Origin of the sequence: Arthrobacter rhizophilus (genome assembly GCF_026241105.1) — a bacterium.
In the GTDB taxonomy this organism is placed as follows: Bacteria; Actinomycetota; Actinomycetes; order Actinomycetales; family Micrococcaceae; genus Arthrobacter.
This window is the reverse complement of sequence record NZ_JAPFFT010000024.1, coordinates 47,895-65,071: the sequence shown is the minus strand read 5'-3', so window position 1 is coordinate 65,071 and position 17,177 is coordinate 47,895. Positions and strand designations below refer to the sequence as shown.

At 62.9% G+C, this 17,177-nt stretch carries 18 protein-coding genes and 4 pseudogenes; 12 read left to right on the top strand and 10 right to left on the bottom strand.

Features of this window, described 5'->3' with window-relative positions:
• Nucleotides 1-408: 408 nt before the first annotated feature.
• Nucleotides 409-1,431: an alcohol dehydrogenase AdhP gene (gene adhP / locus OOZ51_RS17690; RefSeq protein ID WP_265981082.1), complete on the bottom strand. Its 1,023-nt coding sequence runs from the start codon at nt 1,429-1,431 to the stop codon at nt 409-411.
• 669 nt (nt 1,432-2,100) lie between these two features.
• On the opposite strand from adhP, the gene OOZ51_RS17685 reads away from it, so the two are divergent.
• Together OOZ51_RS17685 and OOZ51_RS17680 are read left to right on the top strand one after the other, a co-directional pair.
• Entirely contained in the window at nt 2,101-2,640 is a 540-nt protein-coding gene (locus tag OOZ51_RS17685) for a TspO/MBR family protein (RefSeq protein WP_265981081.1), read from the top strand.
• A gap of 259 nt (nt 2,641-2,899) precedes the next feature.
• Nucleotides 2,900-3,316: pseudogene (locus OOZ51_RS17680) on the top strand (response regulator); the annotation flags it as partial.
• Nucleotides 3,317-3,604: 288 nt separating this feature from the next.
• Here OOZ51_RS17680 and OOZ51_RS17675 read toward each other — a convergent pair.
• From OOZ51_RS17675 to OOZ51_RS17660, 4 genes and pseudogenes are all read right to left on the bottom strand, one after another.
• Nucleotides 3,605-3,893, bottom strand: a pseudogene (locus OOZ51_RS17675) (hypothetical protein); the annotation flags it as partial.
• 16 nt (nt 3,894-3,909) lie between these two features.
• Nucleotides 3,910-4,245 (bottom strand): annotated as a pseudogene (locus OOZ51_RS17670) (alpha-amylase family glycosyl hydrolase); the annotation flags it as partial.
• Nucleotides 4,242-6,512, bottom strand: coding sequence for a glycogen debranching protein GlgX (gene glgX, locus OOZ51_RS17665; RefSeq protein WP_265981080.1), 2,271 nt, complete (start codon nt 6,510-6,512; stop codon nt 4,242-4,244). The gene glgX and the pseudogene OOZ51_RS17670, both read right to left, overlap by 4 nt.
• Before the next feature lie 299 nt (nt 6,513-6,811).
• Nucleotides 6,812-7,105: a MerR family transcriptional regulator gene (locus OOZ51_RS17660; RefSeq protein WP_265981079.1), complete on the bottom strand. Its 294-nt coding sequence runs from the start codon at nt 7,103-7,105 to the stop codon at nt 6,812-6,814.
• 138 nt (nt 7,106-7,243) lie between these two features.
• Here OOZ51_RS17660 and OOZ51_RS17655 point away from each other — a divergent pair, with 138 nt between their 5' ends.
• From OOZ51_RS17655 to OOZ51_RS17615, 10 genes and pseudogenes are all read left to right on the top strand, one after another.
• Nucleotides 7,244-7,669, top strand: a complete 426-nt coding sequence (locus tag OOZ51_RS17655) for an Hsp20/alpha crystallin family protein (protein ID WP_265981078.1) — start codon at nt 7,244-7,246, stop codon at nt 7,667-7,669.
• 242 nt (nt 7,670-7,911) lie between these two features.
• On the top strand, nt 7,912-8,412 hold the full coding sequence (locus OOZ51_RS17650; RefSeq protein WP_265981077.1) for a J domain-containing protein: 501 nt from the start codon (nt 7,912-7,914) through the stop codon (nt 8,410-8,412).
• Between the two features lie 57 nt (nt 8,413-8,469).
• Nucleotides 8,470-8,853 (top strand): hypothetical protein, encoded by a 384-nt coding sequence (locus OOZ51_RS17645; protein WP_265981076.1) that lies wholly within the window; start codon nt 8,470-8,472, stop codon nt 8,851-8,853.
• A gap of 40 nt (nt 8,854-8,893) precedes the next feature.
• Nucleotides 8,894-9,163, top strand: a complete 270-nt coding sequence (locus OOZ51_RS17640) for a hypothetical protein (RefSeq protein WP_265981075.1) — start codon at nt 8,894-8,896, stop codon at nt 9,161-9,163.
• Nucleotides 9,164-9,627: 464 nt separating this feature from the next.
• The gene (locus tag OOZ51_RS22420; protein WP_323054784.1) at nt 9,628-9,795 is read left to right on the top strand and encodes a pyridoxamine 5'-phosphate oxidase family protein; all 168 of its coding nucleotides are present in this window, start codon (nt 9,628-9,630) and stop codon (nt 9,793-9,795) included.
• Complete coding sequence (locus OOZ51_RS22415; protein ID WP_323054785.1) at nt 9,780-9,980, top strand: pyridoxamine 5'-phosphate oxidase family protein; 201 nt, start codon at nt 9,780-9,782, stop codon at nt 9,978-9,980. Before OOZ51_RS22420 ends, OOZ51_RS22415 begins: the two co-directional genes overlap by 16 nt.
• A 65-nt stretch (nt 9,981-10,045) precedes the next feature.
• Nucleotides 10,046-10,207: pseudogene (locus tag OOZ51_RS17630) on the top strand (Hsp20/alpha crystallin family protein); the annotation flags it as partial.
• Between the two features lie 322 nt (nt 10,208-10,529).
• Nucleotides 10,530-10,973 carry a universal stress protein gene (locus OOZ51_RS17625; protein ID WP_265981074.1) on the top strand — a complete coding sequence of 148 codons (444 nt, stop codon included), beginning with the start codon at nt 10,530-10,532 and terminating at the stop codon, nt 10,971-10,973.
• A 30-nt stretch (nt 10,974-11,003) separates the two neighbouring features.
• Entirely contained in the window at nt 11,004-11,537 is a 534-nt protein-coding gene (locus tag OOZ51_RS17620) for a flavodoxin family protein (protein ID WP_265981073.1), read from the top strand.
• Nucleotides 11,538-11,633: 96 nt separating this feature from the next.
• Nucleotides 11,634-12,077 (top strand): pyridoxamine 5'-phosphate oxidase family protein, encoded by a 444-nt coding sequence (locus OOZ51_RS17615; protein WP_265981072.1) that lies wholly within the window; start codon nt 11,634-11,636, stop codon nt 12,075-12,077.
• On the opposite strand, the gene OOZ51_RS17610 is transcribed toward OOZ51_RS17615, so the two are convergent.
• The 5 genes from OOZ51_RS17610 to OOZ51_RS17590 form a co-directional block, all read right to left on the bottom strand.
• Nucleotides 12,069-13,766 (bottom strand): SulP family inorganic anion transporter, encoded by a 1,698-nt coding sequence (locus tag OOZ51_RS17610; protein ID WP_265981071.1) that lies wholly within the window; start codon nt 13,764-13,766, stop codon nt 12,069-12,071. The genes OOZ51_RS17615 and OOZ51_RS17610 overlap by 9 nt on opposite strands.
• Before the next feature lie 36 nt (nt 13,767-13,802).
• Nucleotides 13,803-14,666: a universal stress protein gene (locus OOZ51_RS17605; protein WP_265981070.1), complete on the bottom strand. Its 864-nt coding sequence runs from the start codon at nt 14,664-14,666 to the stop codon at nt 13,803-13,805.
• A 324-nt stretch (nt 14,667-14,990) separates the two neighbouring features.
• Nucleotides 14,991-15,314 (bottom strand): DUF3040 domain-containing protein, encoded by a 324-nt coding sequence (locus OOZ51_RS17600; RefSeq protein WP_265981069.1) that lies wholly within the window; start codon nt 15,312-15,314, stop codon nt 14,991-14,993.
• A gap of 38 nt (nt 15,315-15,352) precedes the next feature.
• A complete protein-coding gene (locus tag OOZ51_RS17595; protein WP_265981068.1) occupies nt 15,353-16,738 on the bottom strand; it encodes an MBL fold metallo-hydrolase RNA specificity domain-containing protein in 1,386 nt (461 codons plus the stop codon).
• Nucleotides 16,739-16,811: 73 nt separating this feature from the next.
• A complete protein-coding gene (locus OOZ51_RS17590; protein WP_265981067.1) occupies nt 16,812-17,174 on the bottom strand; it encodes an SPW repeat domain-containing protein in 363 nt (120 codons plus the stop codon).
• Nucleotides 17,175-17,177 lie beyond the last annotated feature (3 nt).

The window sequence follows — 17,177 nt, the reverse complement described above, 5'->3', positions numbered from 1 at the left end:
TTCGCTTCCGCGTAGACTTCCGCGCCGACCACGGCGTTGGCGGCGAATTCCGCGGTGGGCGCGAACTTCCGGTTCTCGTGGAGAAGGTTTTCGAGGGCATCGCCGTGATGGGGTGCCCAGTATGAGGCTTCGGTTCGGGCATTGGACATAGGTAAACTCCTTGGTTCTCTCTAGACGGTTCTGTTGGAATGCGCGCGATTGGTGACCGGAGCGCCCGACAAGCAGGCCGGATATCCTTCGCGAAGCGTCAGCAACCGTCCTGGCCCCGTTTTGTAGCCGGGACGAGCTAGCCCGCCTATTCTTGCTTTGAACTTTTCGTTTCCTCGCCGAGCACTTCCCATCAGTTCCCTGCGGCGGCGATTCCCCATGTGGATGGGGGAAACCGCCGCCGCTGGCACTTGAATTCGATCAGTACTTAATGACCACGCGGCCGTCGATCTTGGCATGCTTCATCTCATCAAGGACCGCGTTGACCTCGGAGAGCTCACGCGTGGACACGGTCGGGTGGATCTTGCCCTGCGCGTAGAAGTCCAGCGCTTCCTCCAGGTCCTGCCGCGTCCCCACGATCGAGCCGCGGACGGTCAGGCCCTTGAGCACAATCTCGAAAATCGGTGCAGGGAAGTCTCCCGGCGGAAGACCGTTGAAGACGATGGTCCCGCCGCGCCGGGCCATGCCGATCGCCTGCCCGAATGCCGACGGATGCACGGCCGTGACCAGGACGCCGTGACAGCCTCCGGTTTCGCGCTGGATGACTTCCACAGGATCCTCGTGCAGCGCGTTGACCGTGAGTTCCGCGCCGTGCTTCCTGGCCAGGGCAAGCTTGTCGTCGGCGATGTCCACGGCCGCGACACGCAGGCCCATTGCCACCGCGTACTGGACCGCGATGTGCCCCAGTCCGCCGATGCCGGAAATGGTGACCCACTGGCCCGGCCTGGCCTCGGTCATCTTCAACCCTTTGTAGACGGTGACGCCCGCGCAGAGCACCGGGGCAACCTCCACGGGATCCGAACCTGCCGGAATCCTCGCGGCGAACCGGCTGTCCACCAGCATGTACTCCCCGAACGAGCCGTCCACACTATAGCCGGCGTTCTTCTGGGCTTCGCACAGCGTTTCCCAGCCGGTCCGGCAGAACTGGCAGTCGCCACAGGCGGACCAGAGCCAGGCGTTACCCACGAGGTCCCCGACGGCCAGGTCGGTGACCCCTTCACCGAGAGCCACCACCTCGCCCACCCCTTCATGGCCAGGCACGAACGGCGGTGAGGGCTTCACGGGCCAGTCCCCCTCCGCGGCGTGCAGGTCCGTGTGGCAGACGCCGGTGGTCAAGACCTTGACCAGCGCTTCCCCACGGCCGGGAACGGGAATGGGAAGGGACTGGATCTGGAGGTCTTTTCCGAATTCGGTTACTACGGCTGCTTGCATTGTCGTCGTCATTGGCGAAATCCTTGCGTCGTTGAAGCTGGATGGTGCGGAACATGAAAATTTGGCGCTGGGGCCGGAAGAAGTCGACTTGCGTACTGAGTAGCCGCTGGCCACAAGGAGTTCGCTGGCGTGTCGCCGTCGTCGCCCGGACCGTCGCGGCCTGCTGGCGAAACACAATCATCGTTGCCCCGCTTCGAGCAGACGATGGAGTGTTCGACTTCAGCGTAGGGGCGGGAGGGTTGCGACCAGGTTGCAGCCTTGTGAGTCAGTTCACATGCGCCGAAGCGCTCGCGCGCACCGGGCAGGATCCTTCATGGGGTTGTGGAGGAAACTGCGCGCTTTCTCGCTTCTTCTGATGCCTCACCCTTCGAGAAGCGGGCCTACGCGAGCAGAGAATCTGCCTGGCAATTCTCCACCGTGTTCTTGACCTTGCGCCGCAGGGTGTCTACGCGTTTGTTGCTCCCGAGCTTGGTGTAGGCGTGTTCGAGGAGGCCTGGAGTGTTTGAGCAACGACGGATTCAGAACCGGCAACGGCAATTACGGTTGGACCAAGGTCCGTCGTCTGGAACGGTGCGGTCACCGGAGTCGGCGGAACAACCACCCACGGCTCATGGACCACCCCTTCAAGCCGGGAGACTGCCAGACTGTAAGTCCAACCCTCGATCGAACAAGGTGGACCAAGTGTCGGCTGAATCCCAACAGACGAGCCGGCCGGTTAAGACGGCCCGGACGGGTCTTGCTCGTCAAGTCACGGCACTCTTAGGATTCCTCGTCCTCTCCTACGCGGTTTCTTTGCTGGGGTCGATGTCCATCCTTGACAATGCCTCCGGCTGGTACGCAACGGCCACCAAAGCGCCCTGGGCACCGCCGGGCTGGGTTTTCGGGTCGGTCTGGACGGTGCTGTACACGGCGATGGCGGTAGCTCCGTGGCTGGTCTGGCGCCAACGGTCGGCCAAGACCCGCGGAGCCATGACGGCGTACGGTATCCAAATGGCGCTCAATCTAGCGTGGGCACCGACCTTTTTCGGCATGTACCCCGTATGGGGCGACGCCGCACTATGGCTGGCCCTTCTCCTCATCGTCGCACTGTTTCTGGCCGTGACAGCCACCGTCATCCTATTCGGCCCCATAAGCACGACAGCAGGACTGCTGATGCTGCCCTACATTTCCTGGATCGTGTTCTCCGCCAGCCTGAACTTCTATGCCGCAGCCAACAACTAACAGACCCCTGTCGGGGCTAAATACGGGTTTAGGTAAGTCATCTCGGCCAACGGGACGCCGAGTCTCTCGATTTTCTCCGAGCTGCCACGTACCAAGCCATTCGGCCCTTGTGAGCCGTCGGACGGTCGTGAACACTGAGATGGCCGGACAAACCATGACGGACCTGCGCGACCGCGGCCACAGGTTGCCGGACAGGAGGACCGTGAATCGAGCAGCAGCACAAAGCGGCCCAGGGAACTCCGGCGCGGGCCCCATCAGCGTGTACGTCCTCGACGACCATGAGCTCGTCCCAAGAGGACTTCGCGAACTTCTGGAAAGCGATGGCTTCGAAGTGGTCGGCATGTCCGGCTCCGCGGAGCAAGCCACCCGGCGCATCCCGGCGTTGCGCCCGGACGTGTCGATTCTGGACGGCCGGTTGCCGGACCGTACCGGGATCGAAGTGTGCCGGGATGTGCGTTCCATCGATCCCTCGCTGAATTGACTGATTCTGACCAGTTACGATGACGAACAGGCCCTGCGGGGTGCGGTTCTTGCCGGTGCAGCGAGATATGTCTTGAAAGAAATCGGTGGCACGGACCTTTTGGACGCCTTGTGCCGGGCGGCCCGGGGCGAATCCCTGTTTGACACAGGAGTGAAGGCGAAAATCATCCAGGGACTCACCAGGGTGCAGGCCGAGGTCCGCCATTCCTGCCATGACGTGCTCCGCGGCCCGGTCCGGTTCGGTATCGACGCCGGCATCGGCTAGCTGCCCGCGGAGGACCTCTGCGCCGATGCCAGCAAAGGTGACATTGCCGCCGGCGGCGGTGACGGCGAGACCGTCGCGCAGCAGGGAGGCGAACCAAAGTTTCGCCAAGTGGGCAGGGGCGCCGACTTCTGCGAAACGTCCCCCATCTGTGACATGTCCGAAAGCGTTTCGTTAACGTCGAAAACGATCACTGACGGTGCCCTGTCCATGAGTTCTCCTTCATCCCGGCCGTCTATACCTTGTCCAACTATCCGGGGCGTTCAAGCTATCCCGATTTTCAGGGCATTCTGCCATGGTCATGTACGGCACCCACAGGGTTCGCGACCTGTTCCACGCTCATACCGGCCACCATGATAAGGGCGCCCGCGGCCACCAAGTCCACAGCTTCAGTCCCCACCGCGGTGACCCCCATGATCCTGCCCGTCCCTTTCTCAGCGACGATCTTGATGAAGCCGCGGGTGTCCCGGTTGACCAGGGAGCGCGGTACGTATTCCAGCGGCGGACAACGAGTCAAGCGCCCGGTCGCGCCCCTCCTTGAGCAGTGACCACCACCAGGGATTCCGGACCGGCGAGGCGACGCCGACATGGTTGGGCACGATATCGATCAGGACACCCATGCCAGCAGCGTGTGCGGCCTTCGAAACGGCTGCAAGCCCCTCCTGCCCGCCGCGCTCCGGGTTTACGACGGAAGGATCTGTGACATCGTAACCGTGGTCGGAGCCGCTCTCCGCCTTCAGGATGGGTGAAAGATAGATTCAGTCGACCCCGAGCGACTTCAGGTAGGGCACGGTTTCGGCGGCATCAAAGAGTGTGAACCCCTGCCTGATCTGCAGCCGGTACGTGGAGGCAGGCGTCCTCACGAATCCGCCCCGCCCCGATTGCGTGCCCGACCGGCCGCCGGCTTCTTCGTCTTCTTCGGCTCCGGAACGGCAGGTGACGTGAGCGCCGCGGTTTCGGCGGTCGCCGTCTGCGTCAACGCTGCGAGGGAGGCTGCCACCGAGTGGTCGGCTACCTCCTCCGGGGCGCTGTGCGCGCGAAGCACCACGAGCGACTTCGCCGCGAGAGGGACCGTGCCGTCTGCTTCGACAGGCTCGGAGTCGGCGCCCTCGCCCCCGGTGTCGATGAGGATATCCCAGGCGGGTGCGTATTCATCCGAAGGTAGCCTGAACTTGACTTCGTCGTCGTGGGCGTTGAAATAGAGCAGGAAGTTGACGTCCGTGATGCGCCGGCCTTGGTTGTCCCGGCCTTGGATGCCATCCCCGTTGAGGAACACGCCCACGGACCGGCCGAAGCCGTTGTCCCAGTCCTCGGGCTGCATGGTGTTCCCATCCGGATCCAGCCATTCAATGTCCGGGAGCCGCTCGCCCTCGCCCCGCAGGACGGGGCGCCCGTCGAAGAAGCGGCTGCGCCTGAACGTGGGGTGCTTGGCACGCAGTGCGCTGACGGCTGCCGTGAACTCGACCAGGGGCTGGTCCACACTGTCCCAATTGATCCAGGTCAGTTCCGAGTCCTGGCAGTAGCCGTTGTTGTTGCCCCGCTGTGTCCTGCCGAGCTCATCACCGTGCAACAGCATGGGGACACCCTGGGACAGGAGCGTGGAGGCGATGAAGTTCCGCTGCTGCCGGGCACGCAGGCCCAGGACCTTCGGATCCTCCGTGGGCCCCTCGACACCGCAATTCCAGGAACGGTTGTGGGATTCGCCGTCGTTGTTGCCCTCGCCGTTCGCCTCGTTGTGCTTCTCGTTGTAGGACACCAGATCGGCCAGGGTGAAACCGTCATGGGCCGTGACGAAGTTAATCGAAGCGACCGGGCGCCGGCCCGAGTGCTCGTAGAGGTCCGCCGATCCGGTCAACCGCGAGGCAAACTCGCCCAGGGTGGAGGGGTCGCCCCGCCAAAAATCACGGACCGTGTCCCGGTACTTGCCGTTCCATTCCGTCCACTGCGGCGGGAAGTTGCCCACCTGGTAGCCGCCCGGACCGACGTCCCAGGGCTCGGCGATCAGCTTGACCTGCGAGACCACCGGATCCTGCTGGATGAGCTCGAAAAAGGTCGACAGCTTATCCACGTCATAGAACTCGCGCGCCAACGTGGACGCCAGATCGAACCGGAAACCATCCACATGCATTTCGGTAACCCAGTACCGCAAGGAATCCATGAGCAGCTGCATGGAGTGCGGACTGCGCACGTTCAGCGTGTTCCCCATCCCGGTGTAATCCATATAGTGCTTTTCGTCGCCATCCATCAGACGGTAGTACGCGGAGTTGTCGATGCCCTTGAAGGACAGCGTGGGTCCCAGGTGGTTGCCCTCGGCCGTGTGGTTGTACACGACATCAAGAATGACCTCGATGCCTGCGCGGTGGAGGGAACGGACCATGGCCTTGAAATCCTGGACCTGCTGGCCCTGATCCCCTGAGGAGCTGTAGCTGTTATGCGGAGCGAAGAACCCGATCGTGTTGTAACCCCAGTAATTGTTCAGCCCCTTGTCCTCGAGGGTGCCATCATTGACGAACTGGTGGACGGGCATGAGTTCGATGGCCGTGACGCCGAGCTTCTGCAGATGGGAGATGACCGACGGGTGTGCGACGCCGGCGTAGGTGCCGCGCTGTTCCTCCGGGACCTCGGGGTGGAGTTGGGTCAGTCCTTTGACGTGCGCCTCGTAAATCACGGACCGGTGATACGGGATCCGCGGGAGGTGGTCCCCGTCCCAGTCGAAGAACGGGTTGATGACCACGCCCAACATCATGTGGGGCGCGGAATCCTTGTCGTTGCGGGAGTCCGGATCGCCCATGTTGTAGGAGAACAGAGCGGGATCCCAGTCGATCTGGCCGTGCACTGCCTTCGCGTAAGGGTCCAGGAGGAGCTTGTCGGCATTGAAGCGCTGCCCGGCGGCAGGATCATACGGACCATGCACCCGGTAGCCGTACTTTTGGCCCGGCTGCACCTGCGGCAGGTAACAGTGCCAAACATAACCATCGACTTCCACGACGTCGACTTTGGTTTCGGAGCCGTCCTCCTGAAACAGGCAAAGCTCGACTTTTTCAGCCCTCTCGCTGAACAAGGCGAAGTTGGTTCCGGTTCCGTCGAAGGTGGCGCCAAGGGGGTACGCCGATCCGGGCCAGATTTCCATTCGTACTCCTATTATTTTGTCCAACCGTCTTATCCGGCGGCGTCATCGTGCATCATCGGCAGCGAAACTCTCGCCCTATCAGGCCTCCCGGCTGAATAGGGGCGATCACAAGCAACTACTAAGCGTGCTGACTATATCGCAGATGGCACGAACGCAAGATTCGCCAGGCGGTCCCCTGACGTGACTTCGGCGCACTCGGTCTTGGGTGCCGCGCCAAAACCGGGTAGATAGGTGCAACGCGGGTTCCCGTATCGGGCCAGGAAGACTGCAGCCTGCGTCCCGGCCAGGGCCACTGCCGCTCAGCGCCGGGTCCGGGCCGCCGCCAATTCCCGTTCCAGCCGCTGGTTCACGGCTTCAAGTTCAAAGACCATACGGATGCCGGCCAGATTCAGACCATCCTCGAGCAGCTCGCTGATCCGGCGCAGGGTATCCAGGTCCTGTTCACTGTAGCGGCGTGTTTGCCCGTCAGTGCGTCCGGGTTCCAGCAGGCCTTTGCGCTCATACAACCGGAGGTTCTGCTGCCCCTTCCCCACCAGCTCGGCGGCCACGGAAATGGCATACACCCCGGTTGCCCTACCGGTGTTTGCCTCCATCGGACCCTCCTTGAAACCCTGAAAAATCCTTCTTGCCTCAGTTTCACACCAGTGCTATAAAAAATCTATACCAGCCACAACAGAAGATGGCCTGGTAGGAACAACAACAGGAACAATCTCTAAGGAGTGAGGAAGACCATGCTGATGCGTACCGACCCCTTCCGCGAGTTCGACAGGCTCGCCCAGCAGGTTCTCGGCACCACAGCCCGGCCGGCCGCCATGCCCATGGACGCCTGGCAGGAAGGGGAAGAATTCGTCGTCGCCCTCGACCTGCCCGGAGTCGCCGTCGATTCGGTGGACATCGACGTCGAACGCAACGTCCTGACCGTGAAGGCCGAGCGCAAGGACCCTGTCGGTGAAAAGACCGAGCTCATCGCCGCCGAACGGCCCCGCGGCGTCTTCAGCCGCCAGCTCATCCTCGGCGATGCCCTGGATACCGACGCCGTGACCGCCAGCTACGACGCCGGCGTACTGACGTTGCGGATCCCGGTGGCCGAGAAAGCCAAACCACGCCGGATCGAAATCGCGTCAGACAAGAATCAGCGTCAGGAAATCAACGCCTAAAACCCGCCGGGCACCTGCCAGGCGTGCAGGACCGGGAGCATTGGACCGGCCGCCAGTAATACAACGGCGATGCAAACCAGCCACGCCACCGCGCCAGTTGCGCACCGAAAAGGTGCACCCCGACGATGCCTCCCGCACCGATGGTCCCCGGCCCCACAGGCCGGGGCCATCCCCACACTTCAGGACCGCTGCCCTGGCGGCGCCTCGGGCCTGGACAAGAAACGACAGCAGGAAACGGGACCATGAAAGAACACAACCCGGATCCCTACAAGGTCCTCCACCTGGATCCGGCAGCCACGGGCCGTGAAATCAACCACGCCTACCGGGCACTGGTGCGCGCCCACCATCCCGACACCCGCACCCCCGGAGCAGCGCCCGCAGTGCCGGACTCCGGCCCACAACAACTGCGCGACATCATGGACGCCTACGCCCTTCTGCGCGACCCGGTCAAGCGAGCCGAGTACGACCGGCAACGGCAGGGACCCCCGCCCGAAGCCTTGCCGACCTGGCGGCAACCACAAGGACCTTTCTTCCGTTCATCGCAAAGACCCTCCGGCGCTGCCCTGATCATCGGCCCGGCGCACTGGGAAACCCCCCGCGAAACCGGCCCCCAGACAGCAGGTCACCGGAGAGCAGGTCACAGGTTCATGGGATCTGTTCCAACCGTTGCCGAACCGCCCAGCAGCACGGGCCAAGAACCGCCCCGGCCCGATGACCGGATCCTGTGGTGGATCCTGCATTGAATCAAGCACGCATTTCCCCGTAACGCTCACCCCGCCCGAGCCTGAAAGGAGCCTGCCATGAGCGCCTGGCACCCCTACGAACACCCCCTGATGCCGGCGTTTCACGAACGGTTTGAACAACGCTGGGGCAAAGGCACAGCACCGTTCCTGGACCCCGCGGTCCAGGTCCACCTCCAGCCGCTGCCCCGGGCCCAATGGATCAACGCCGACACCGGAGCGGCGCTCGCCGTGGTCCCCATCTGGACCGGAGACCCCCGGCACCGCTCCTTCGGCGTCTTCTACCTACCCCCGTCCGGAGACATCTGGGTGCTGCACCCCGGACACACCGCCTACCTCGAGCCAAGCAAAACAGACAGCGACGAACAGATCACGCTCCGCAACGACGCCTTCAGAAAAGCCGTCAACCACGCAAAAGAATTCATCTACGGCACCCAGGCCTGAAGCAGGCCCGGGGTCTTGTAGACAATTTCGGGAGCACACCTTGACCGTTCCACAGATCAGCCAGTTTCTCCAAGACTGCATCATTCACGATGAGGCGATCGATTCAGGGCTAGACGCCGACGCGCTCTACGGCCTCTACGTCAGCTGGTGCTGCCTTAACCGGAAAGTCCCTGTCCCCGACCACGCCTTCCGCACCGCACTCAGGATTGCCGGGCTTCGCCCGGAAAAAAATGGGAAGCCCAGCATATTCCCTGGCCTGCAGATGACCGGACCAGCCGCAACGGACTACATCCTCAACAGCCACCCCTAGGACGCCGTCAAATACGCCCCTGGGCATCGGAGCGGCAGGACACCCGGGTTGACTGGCGTAGCAGGCGTTAGCACACCTTCGGCGCGGTGCCACAACCCCCCGCGCCCCCCTTCCGGCGGACAGGCGCACCGACGCCATGGTTACCACCAAATGCACGGTGCATATGGTCTTAGGCGGGGGCGGAACGTCCGCACCGTCGAACCAGTTGTTCTACAACCCTCCCTCAGCCGCGTGATCACCAGCGCCGGCGCATCCGACCCCACAACGCATAAGGCCACCGGTTTATGTCCACCCCCGCCAGGTAACCCACGGCACACCGCGGCCGGCCCTGACGAGGCATCCTTAGTATGCCGGCCCTGACGAGGCATCCTTAGAATTCAGAGTCGAGGCCGGACACCGAAGAGCTCAGTGTTCATGAGTGCTGGAAGCACCTTCGTTCTTCCTCCGTCGGTAGGGTTGCGGTCGTGAGCGGCGACAGCCCGGAGATTTTCCCTATCAACTACATGCCTGATGAGGGAACGGTAATCTTTCGGACAGGACCCGGTACCAAACTGGATGCGGTCTTGGCCGGCCAAACGATCGCGCTTGAAGCCGATGGTTCAACACCGACGGCACAATTGCGTGGAGCGTAATAGTCAAGGGACGTGCAGAAATTGTCTCGGTCGACGAAGAACTGCAGGCGCTTGCCGCAATGGAACTCTCGCCCTGGGAGCCCGGCACCAAAGACCACCTCATCCGGGTAACGCCGGCGCAAATGAGCGGACGCAGGTTCGTGATCAGCCCACCATCCCGGTGGTGGCCCCCACGAGATTCCTGACCACCGATCGGGCCGGCCACCTCAGCCCTTACCAGCGGTGACATCCTCGCAGCCATCGATCGGAATTCCGTTACGGCTCCTTTGTGCGCAGGCTTCCTCTGCCCGACGGGGTTCAACGGGACGACGTCTCCGCTTCATACAAGGATGGCGTCCTTGAGGTTCGAACTCCGATTCCGGAGAAGGTCCAGCCGTCGCCCGCCCAAAAGATCCCGATAGCGCGATTTTAGAAGAGATCTTCCCTTCAGCTTCTGGACCGTTTTTAGACCATTGACCCGCGGAAACACCCGGCTCCGGGTCTGTTTCCGGCTTGCGGGCTGCCGTTTCGGGGACTTGCGGAATTGGGCGGCTCTAGACGCCTGGACCGATCAAGTCGCAGCGCAACTTAAACCTGGTGTACCCCCAAAACTCGCGCCGACGACATCGGACGAGACCCGCAGACCATGGCGAAACCGGCCACGGGGTGAGTTGTGACTTTCGGCCCTACATTCCGGAAAAGCAACGAGGCACGCTAGCGGAGTACGCAACACCTTTATCGCGGAGAGGAAAGTAATGGGCGGGGAAGCATTCAGAGCAAGGATCATTGTTGGTGTTGACGGATCGGAAGCCTCGATCGAGGCACTGAGGCAGGCCCAGAACCTTGCGATGCCATTGGGAGCGCAAATCGAGGCTGTTGCTTACTGGGAGTTCCCACAGGTTTATGGCGGCTACGTGGCCATGGGCATCGAAGACTTCGAGGAAGGCGCCGGACAAGTCCTCAAGGAATCCGTGGAAAAGGTGTTCGGTCCGGAATTGCCGGACAACGTCGTCTCACGCGTTGTCCGCGGTCACGCCCGGGAGTCCCTAATTGAGGCTAGCCGGGAAGCGGACATGATCGTCCTCGGTAGGCGGGGCCACGGAGGATTTGGCGGCCTGCTACTCGGATCGGTGAGTTCAGCCTGCGTTGCCCACGCCCACTGCCCGGTCCTTGTTGTCCATGCACCGGAAAAGAGTTGAACGACAACGACGGCAGGAGAGGGGAGATGCATGATGCGTGCCCTTGTGGTCTATGAGTCGATGTACGGGAACACGCGCCAAGTGGCCGAGGCTGTCGCCCATGGGCTTGGTAGATCGGTGTTGGCGCGGGCGGTTTCGGTGGCCGAGGTGGCCGCCGCCGACGTGGCCGGGTGCGGGTTGCTCGTGGTCGGGGGTCCAACCCATGTCCACGGCATGAGCCGGGCGAGTACAAGGCATTCGGCTGCCACCGTCGCCGAGGCCACGGGCTCGCGGTCGATCGAACCGCACGCGGATGCGGGGATCCGCGACTGGCTGGCACAGCTCCGGCCGGACGTGCCGGGCCAGAAGGCAGCAGCATTCGACACCCGTGCGCAGGGCCCGGCGCTCCTGACAGGGCGTGCCTCCAAAGGCATCGCCGTGCAGCTTCGTGAGGCCGGATTCGAACTCGTCTCCGAACCGGAGAGCTTCAAAGTCACTTCGGCTCCGGAGCTGGGTCCGGATGAGATCGAACGGGCCAGACTCTGGGGGGAGTCCCTGGCAGCGAAGATCGCGCCGGCCATCTGAGCGCTGGGACCTAGGCGACCTTCGAGCCCTGCAGCGCCTTTGGCTGTCCAGACGCTCAATACCATGACACGCAGAATGAGTCCCGAGGAGAAACAAGTGTCCTTTCCCAACATGGAACCCGGCCGCATTGACGGTGCCCGGCATGTTACGGAGGAGCTTAGCGAGGAGCGGTGCTGGGAGTTGTTGCGCTCACAGGACACAGGCCGCTTCGGCTTCAACTACAAGAACAGAGTGATGATCCTCCCCGTCAGCTACCTCGTCCACGACAGGGCGATCTATTTCCGGACCTCCGCTACCGGGACTATCGGAGACGCAGTACCTCGCCTCAGCTCATCCTTCGAGATTGATGAGGCACGGCCCGACCGAAGCGAAGGGTGGTCGGTTCTTGTCAGCGGTCCTTCCTCGCATGTGGAGGAACCGGAACTGTTGACCTATCTTTGGGGACAGGTCATGGAAGAGCCTTGGGCCGGAGGACCAAGGAATGACTTCATCCGGATCCACGCGGCTGTGGTGACTGGCCGCCGCGTGCACCTAGCCTGAGTTCGGGTCCTGGCGCCAGGCGTCGACGGCACTCTCCAGTGTCGGATAGTGCCGGGCTTGCCCGAGCCGGGTCTCCGGCCCGAATCTCGCCAGTTTGTCTTTGATGGGCCCTTTGATTTCGGCAAATACCAGTACGGTTCCCTGGGCGTGAAGGTATTCATCGAGCTGGACGAGCTGTTCGACGGCGGTGCTGTCGATTCCGGTGATGGCTTCCGCCGCGACAATGACACACCGGCCCGGGACCGGAGACCGGTCCACGAGTGAGCGGACGTGATCAACGAAGACTTGGCCGTTGGCGAAGAAGAGCGGGGCGTCGAAACGCACAATCGTCAGGCCCGGAATTCTCGTGCCCTCGGGGTGGCGGGTTACATCGTAAAATCCCGGGACGCCTTCCACCAGCACCAACTCGGTCCGGTAGGGCGCGATCGCCCTCGCGACGAATACGGCCAGCGAAAGGCCCACGGCGACGAGGACTCCGATCAGGACGCCTAGGAACACCACCCCTGCGAATGTTGCTGTCATCAATGCAGCCTCTGTGAGGCTGCTTCTGAACAGCGCTGAGATGCCCTTGAAGTCAATCATCGACGCGGCCGCTACCATGACGACGGCCGACAAGACGCTCGATGGCAAGTATCGTGTTGCTTCCGGGGCGATTTGCATGAACGCAAGCAAGAGCAAGGCAGAGAAGATTCCCGCCAGGCGGGTCCGGGCGCCGGCATGGATCGCTACCGGGGTCCGCGATGTACTGGCCGAGACCGGAAACCCTCCGAACAGCCCGGCAGCGGCATTGGCTGCTCCCAGGGCCAGCATCTCGCGGCCCCCGTCAACGGCGTTTCCGTGCCGGAGGGCAAGGGTTCGTGACAGCACGGTTGTGTCAGCAAAGGCCAGGAGGGCTATGCCCGCGGCGGGCCCTGCCAGAGCGGCGATGTCTTCTGCACCTAGCCTGTCGAGGGCGGGACCCGGCCAACCGCCCGGTAGGGCACCGACCATCGGTACACTTCCCTCGATGCGAAACAGGAACCCTGCCAGCATGGACCCGGCGACGGCACCGAGGACCCCGAGCATGCGCCAGGGCGAAGACCGGGATGTCACTACAAGAAGGGCCAGAACGAACGCACCGATCAGTGCCGCGGCGAGGTTCGCGTCCCCGTGTCCCAGGTGAACCAGGATGGTCGTCAGCTGCCACAAGACGCCGTTTGCCGCGCTTGAGTGCTCAAGTCCCAGCAGGCCTGGGAGCTGGTTCACGGCGATGACCAGCGCAATGCCGGCGAGGTATCCGGTGCGGATGGGCTTCGAGAGAAGGTTGCTCAGAAACCCCATCCGCAGCACGAATCCGGTGATCAGTATTGCCCCGACCAGCAAAGACAACAGTCCCGCGAGGGAAACAGCGCGCCGTGGATCCCCCGCGGCCAGCGGTAGTACGGCGGCGGCAATCAGGGGCGCCAGGGAGGAGTCCGGGCCCAGGATAAGGACCTTGGACGGGCCCAGCGCACCATAGAGGAGAAGCGCGGAGATGGAAGCGTAAAGGCCGGCCACCGCGGGCAGTCCGGCAGCAAGCGAGTACGCCATCCCGGCAGGGACCAACAGCACACTCAGCGAGGCGCCGGCACCCAGGTCTGCGAGCAGGGACCTGCGATCGAAGTGACGGTGTCCGGGGATGAATCGGGGCTCTTTTGCGCCACCCGTCATAGCGCACCGACCCTCCCCGGGAAGAAACCTCTCCCTCTATTTGCTGTTCTTGACCCTGTGTATGCGGGTGATGATGGTGGGGCAGGCCAGCTGGGCAAGGACTGCGTGGGCGGTTGAGCCCAGCAGAAGCCGCTTGATTCCGCCTCCGCCGCGGCTGCCGAGGACCAGCAGCTGCGCCTTCGATGCGGCTTCAACGAGTGCTTGGGCCGGTGGATCGGTGGCCAGGACTTTGTGGACGACAAGGTCGGGATACCTGTCCGCCAGGCCGGCAGCTGTCTCGGCGAGAACCATCCGTTCTTCTTCCATGAATTGCTCGACGAAGCTGCCCTCGGCCAACCCCTTTTGCAACCAGGCGCCGGGCATCGGGTAGGCGTGCAGTATTGTCAGTTCCTGTCCTTCGCGGTCTGCCTCGGCGGCGGCGAAGGATACCGCTTGTGTTGATTCCTCGGAACCGTCTACTCCGACGATGACTCCGTGGCGGTTGTTCAACTGGTCTTCCCCGACGACGGCCACGGGGCAGAGCGCTACGGAAGCGATCTGCAGTGCGCGGTCGGTCAGCCGGCCTCCCGGCCTGACATGGGTCCCGGAGCCGATGACCACCAGGGATGCCTTCTTGGACCTCTTGCGGAGGGCGTACCCTGCGGTGCCCGAGATCAATACGGTTCGAACATCAATCGTCGGTTCCACCCCGGCTGCGTGGGCTTTGGCCTTGATCAAAAGCTCTGTCGCGGCCTTGTTGGCCATCTCGTTGTAGGCAAAGGATTCGGCCATCCAGCGGTCATCCACCGCGTGCACGAGGTCCACGGGCAGCTTCAAAGCCGCGGCCCGGTGCATTGCCCAGGTCACTGCGGCTTCATTGGCACCGGAGTCGTTGATGCCGACGACTATTGGTTCTTTCATGGCATGTCCGCGCTTCCTCAAGAAATGTCTTCGGCCTTTGGCGGCCTGTGCAGGTTCAGTCTCCGTGCCGCCGCTGTTGACTGTTAGGGCCGGAAGTCCCGCCGTGCGCTCTGGTCCCCATAGTGGCGGAGGAAGAGCTCTTCAAGGGACGGTGGCGCGATCGGCACGGATAATGGTGACGCGGTCGCAGAGCGACTTCCGCCTGTTCCCCTTTGAGTAGGAACGGCCCTTCGTGCGTGGGTCCAAGTCGAAGGCTTCCAGCGGCCGCGTCTTGGCTGCTTTGTCTGAGGCACCCCCCGGTTTCAATGATGGCTTCCACTCCGGCTACCCGAGCTCCGCGGTCCCGATGGATGGGGAAGAGCTCGGGCGCCGTCGGATCCGCAGGGAAGCGACACGCACCGTTGCCAGGTATGCCCCGGCGCCCATGATGGTGAACCCGATGATTCCCAAAGCCGGGGCACCGGCTGCGATCCCGGTCAGCAGCACAAGGCATCCGACGACGGTTGCGAAGATCCCGAAAGCCATGTGCCTCCCCGGGACCTGCCCGGGGGTCGATCTCATCTTTGACGCGAACTTCGGGTCATCGCGCTCCAGTTCCTGGGCGATGTGTTCCAGTGTTTTCTTCTCGTGTTCGGAGAGAGCCATCATCGGCCTCCTATGCCGGCGTGGGTGGAAACTATTGATGCCTAGTGCGGGTTGTCGAGCCGGACTGTTTCGAGGTATTCAGGGACCCTCGCATTCCAGCCCAGTTCGCGCTTGATACGGCGACGCAGGGCATCGGAGGCGTCGGGTTCGCCGTGGGTGATGTAAGTCATTTGTGGTGCCTCGGCTGCTGTGCGCATCCAACGGATGATTTCGTCGCCGTCGGCGTGTGCGGAGAATCCTTCAATTTGTATGACCTCGGCCCGTATCGGGACATCCTGGCCGTAGATTCTGACCTCCTTCGCTCCTGCGGCCAGGTCGGCGCCGCGTGTTCCTCCGGCTTGGTAGCCGGTGAGGATCAGGGCGTTTTTCGGATCCGGACCATAAGCCTCGAGGTGGTGAAGGATCCTTCCTCCGGTGATCATGCCGCTGGCGGAAATAATGATCATGGGTCCTCCCCTCAGGTTGAGAAGCTTGGAATCGTCGGCCGTGCGCGTCATGGTGGCCAGCTTGTACATGTCTTCGAACTCGTCCACGAGGAGGCGGTGTTCGTCCGGGTGCTGCCGATACATGTAGGAAGCGTCGATGGCCATAGGGCTGTTGAGATAGACCGGGATGTCCGGGATAAGGCCTTTGCGGCGGAGCCGCGAGAGATGGAGCATCAGGGTTTCTGCACGGCCGACGGCGAACGCGGCGATCATGATGACCCCCCCGCGCTTGGCAACACGGGAAACGACCGCGCCAAGCTCAGCCGCCGGGTCCTGATCCGGGTGGCTCCGGTTACCGTACGTGGATTCCGTGACAAGAATGTCAGCGGCTTCCAGGTCCAGGGGCGTGAACATGAGAGGATCGTCGGCACGGCCCAGGTCTCCCGTGAAGTGTATGGAATGCCCCGCGACGCCCACGTGGATCTGGGCTGCACCAAGGATGTGACCGGCCGGAAGGAAGGTGGCCTCGATGCCATCTCCAAGATCAAACGGGGCATCAAAATCCCGGGGCTCGAAGGCATTCAGGGACCTGACCGCATCGGCCGCGGTGTAGACAGGAAGAGCCGGAACATGCACCGAGGAGCCCCGGTGGTCGGCGTAACGGGCTTCCTCTTCCTGGAGGTGGCCGCTGTCCGGTAGCAGCAGCTTGCAGAGTTCGGTTGTCCCGTGGGTCGCGTAGACCGGCCCGGTGAAGCCGTCCCGGACAAGAGCGGGAACGTACCCCGTATGGTCCAGATGCGCGTGCGTGAGGAGCACCGCGTCGATCGAACCCGGCGAAACGGGAAACGGGATCCTGTTGCGGTCCCGGATACGTTTGTAGCCTTGGAAGAGACCGCAATCTACCAGGATCCGCGTGTCCCGCGATTCAAGGAGATAGCGGGATCCCGTGACAGTGTCCGTCGCTCCCAAAAACCGTAGGCGGTCAAGCTGCTTGCCATTCATGCTGGTCTCCTGGAAGTTGGACGGATTCCGGGCATCCGGCGGTTGCTGGATGCCCGGTCCGGGGGTTGCACGGCTACGGCGCCGGCATAGCGTGGTGGTGCCGGTATTCCTCAGCGCTGGGCTTGATGGCCAAAGCCGTGACCACCAGGGCGACTGCACCTGGAATCCAGGCGCTCCAGGCAGCGCCCGTCATGGACGCGAAGCCTCCGATCCACGGCGCCACGAGAAGGACGACCGCGAGCCCGGCTTGCGACCATTCGGCAGCCGGCATCCCGGGCATTGCCAGATTGACTACTCCGGCGGCGACCAGCAAGACGCCAAGGGTGACCATGAAGGCTGTGGACGATCCGCCTTGACTTGTCCACAGCACGGAGAGAGCGGCATAGGCACCTGCGGCGATAACCGTCCAGTCCTGCCATCGGGTCCACTTCTTCATCTA

Bases quoted from the DNA above. Each gene is read 5' to 3' on its own strand.
- adhP (WP_265981082.1), bottom strand. From the start codon at position 1,431: ATGACGACGACAATGCAAGCAGCCGTAGTAACCGAATTCGGAAAAGAC.
- glgX (WP_265981080.1), bottom strand. From the start codon at position 6,512: ATGGAAATCTGGCCCGGATCGGCGTACCCCCTTGGCGCCACCTTCGAC.
- OOZ51_RS17660 (WP_265981079.1), bottom strand. From the start codon at position 7,105: ATGGAGGCAAACACCGGTAGGGCAACCGGGGTGTATGCCATTTCCGTG.
- OOZ51_RS17655 (WP_265981078.1), top strand. From the start codon at position 7,244: ATGCTGATGCGTACCGACCCCTTCCGCGAGTTCGACAGGCTCGCCCAG.
- OOZ51_RS17650 (WP_265981077.1), top strand. From the start codon at position 7,912: ATGAAAGAACACAACCCGGATCCCTACAAGGTCCTCCACCTGGATCCG.
- OOZ51_RS17645 (WP_265981076.1), top strand. From the start codon at position 8,470: ATGAGCGCCTGGCACCCCTACGAACACCCCCTGATGCCGGCGTTTCAC.
- OOZ51_RS17625 (WP_265981074.1), top strand. From the start codon at position 10,530: ATGGGCGGGGAAGCATTCAGAGCAAGGATCATTGTTGGTGTTGACGGA.
- OOZ51_RS17620 (WP_265981073.1), top strand. From the start codon at position 11,004: ATGATGCGTGCCCTTGTGGTCTATGAGTCGATGTACGGGAACACGCGC.
- OOZ51_RS17610 (WP_265981071.1), bottom strand. From the start codon at position 13,766: ATGACGGGTGGCGCAAAAGAGCCCCGATTCATCCCCGGACACCGTCAC.
- OOZ51_RS17605 (WP_265981070.1), bottom strand. From the start codon at position 14,666: ATGAAAGAACCAATAGTCGTCGGCATCAACGACTCCGGTGCCAATGAA.
- OOZ51_RS17600 (WP_265981069.1), bottom strand. From the start codon at position 15,314: ATGATGGCTCTCTCCGAACACGAGAAGAAAACACTGGAACACATCGCC.
- OOZ51_RS17595 (WP_265981068.1), bottom strand. From the start codon at position 16,738: ATGAATGGCAAGCAGCTTGACCGCCTACGGTTTTTGGGAGCGACGGAC.
- OOZ51_RS17590 (WP_265981067.1), bottom strand. From the start codon at position 17,174: ATGAAGAAGTGGACCCGATGGCAGGACTGGACGGTTATCGCCGCAGGT.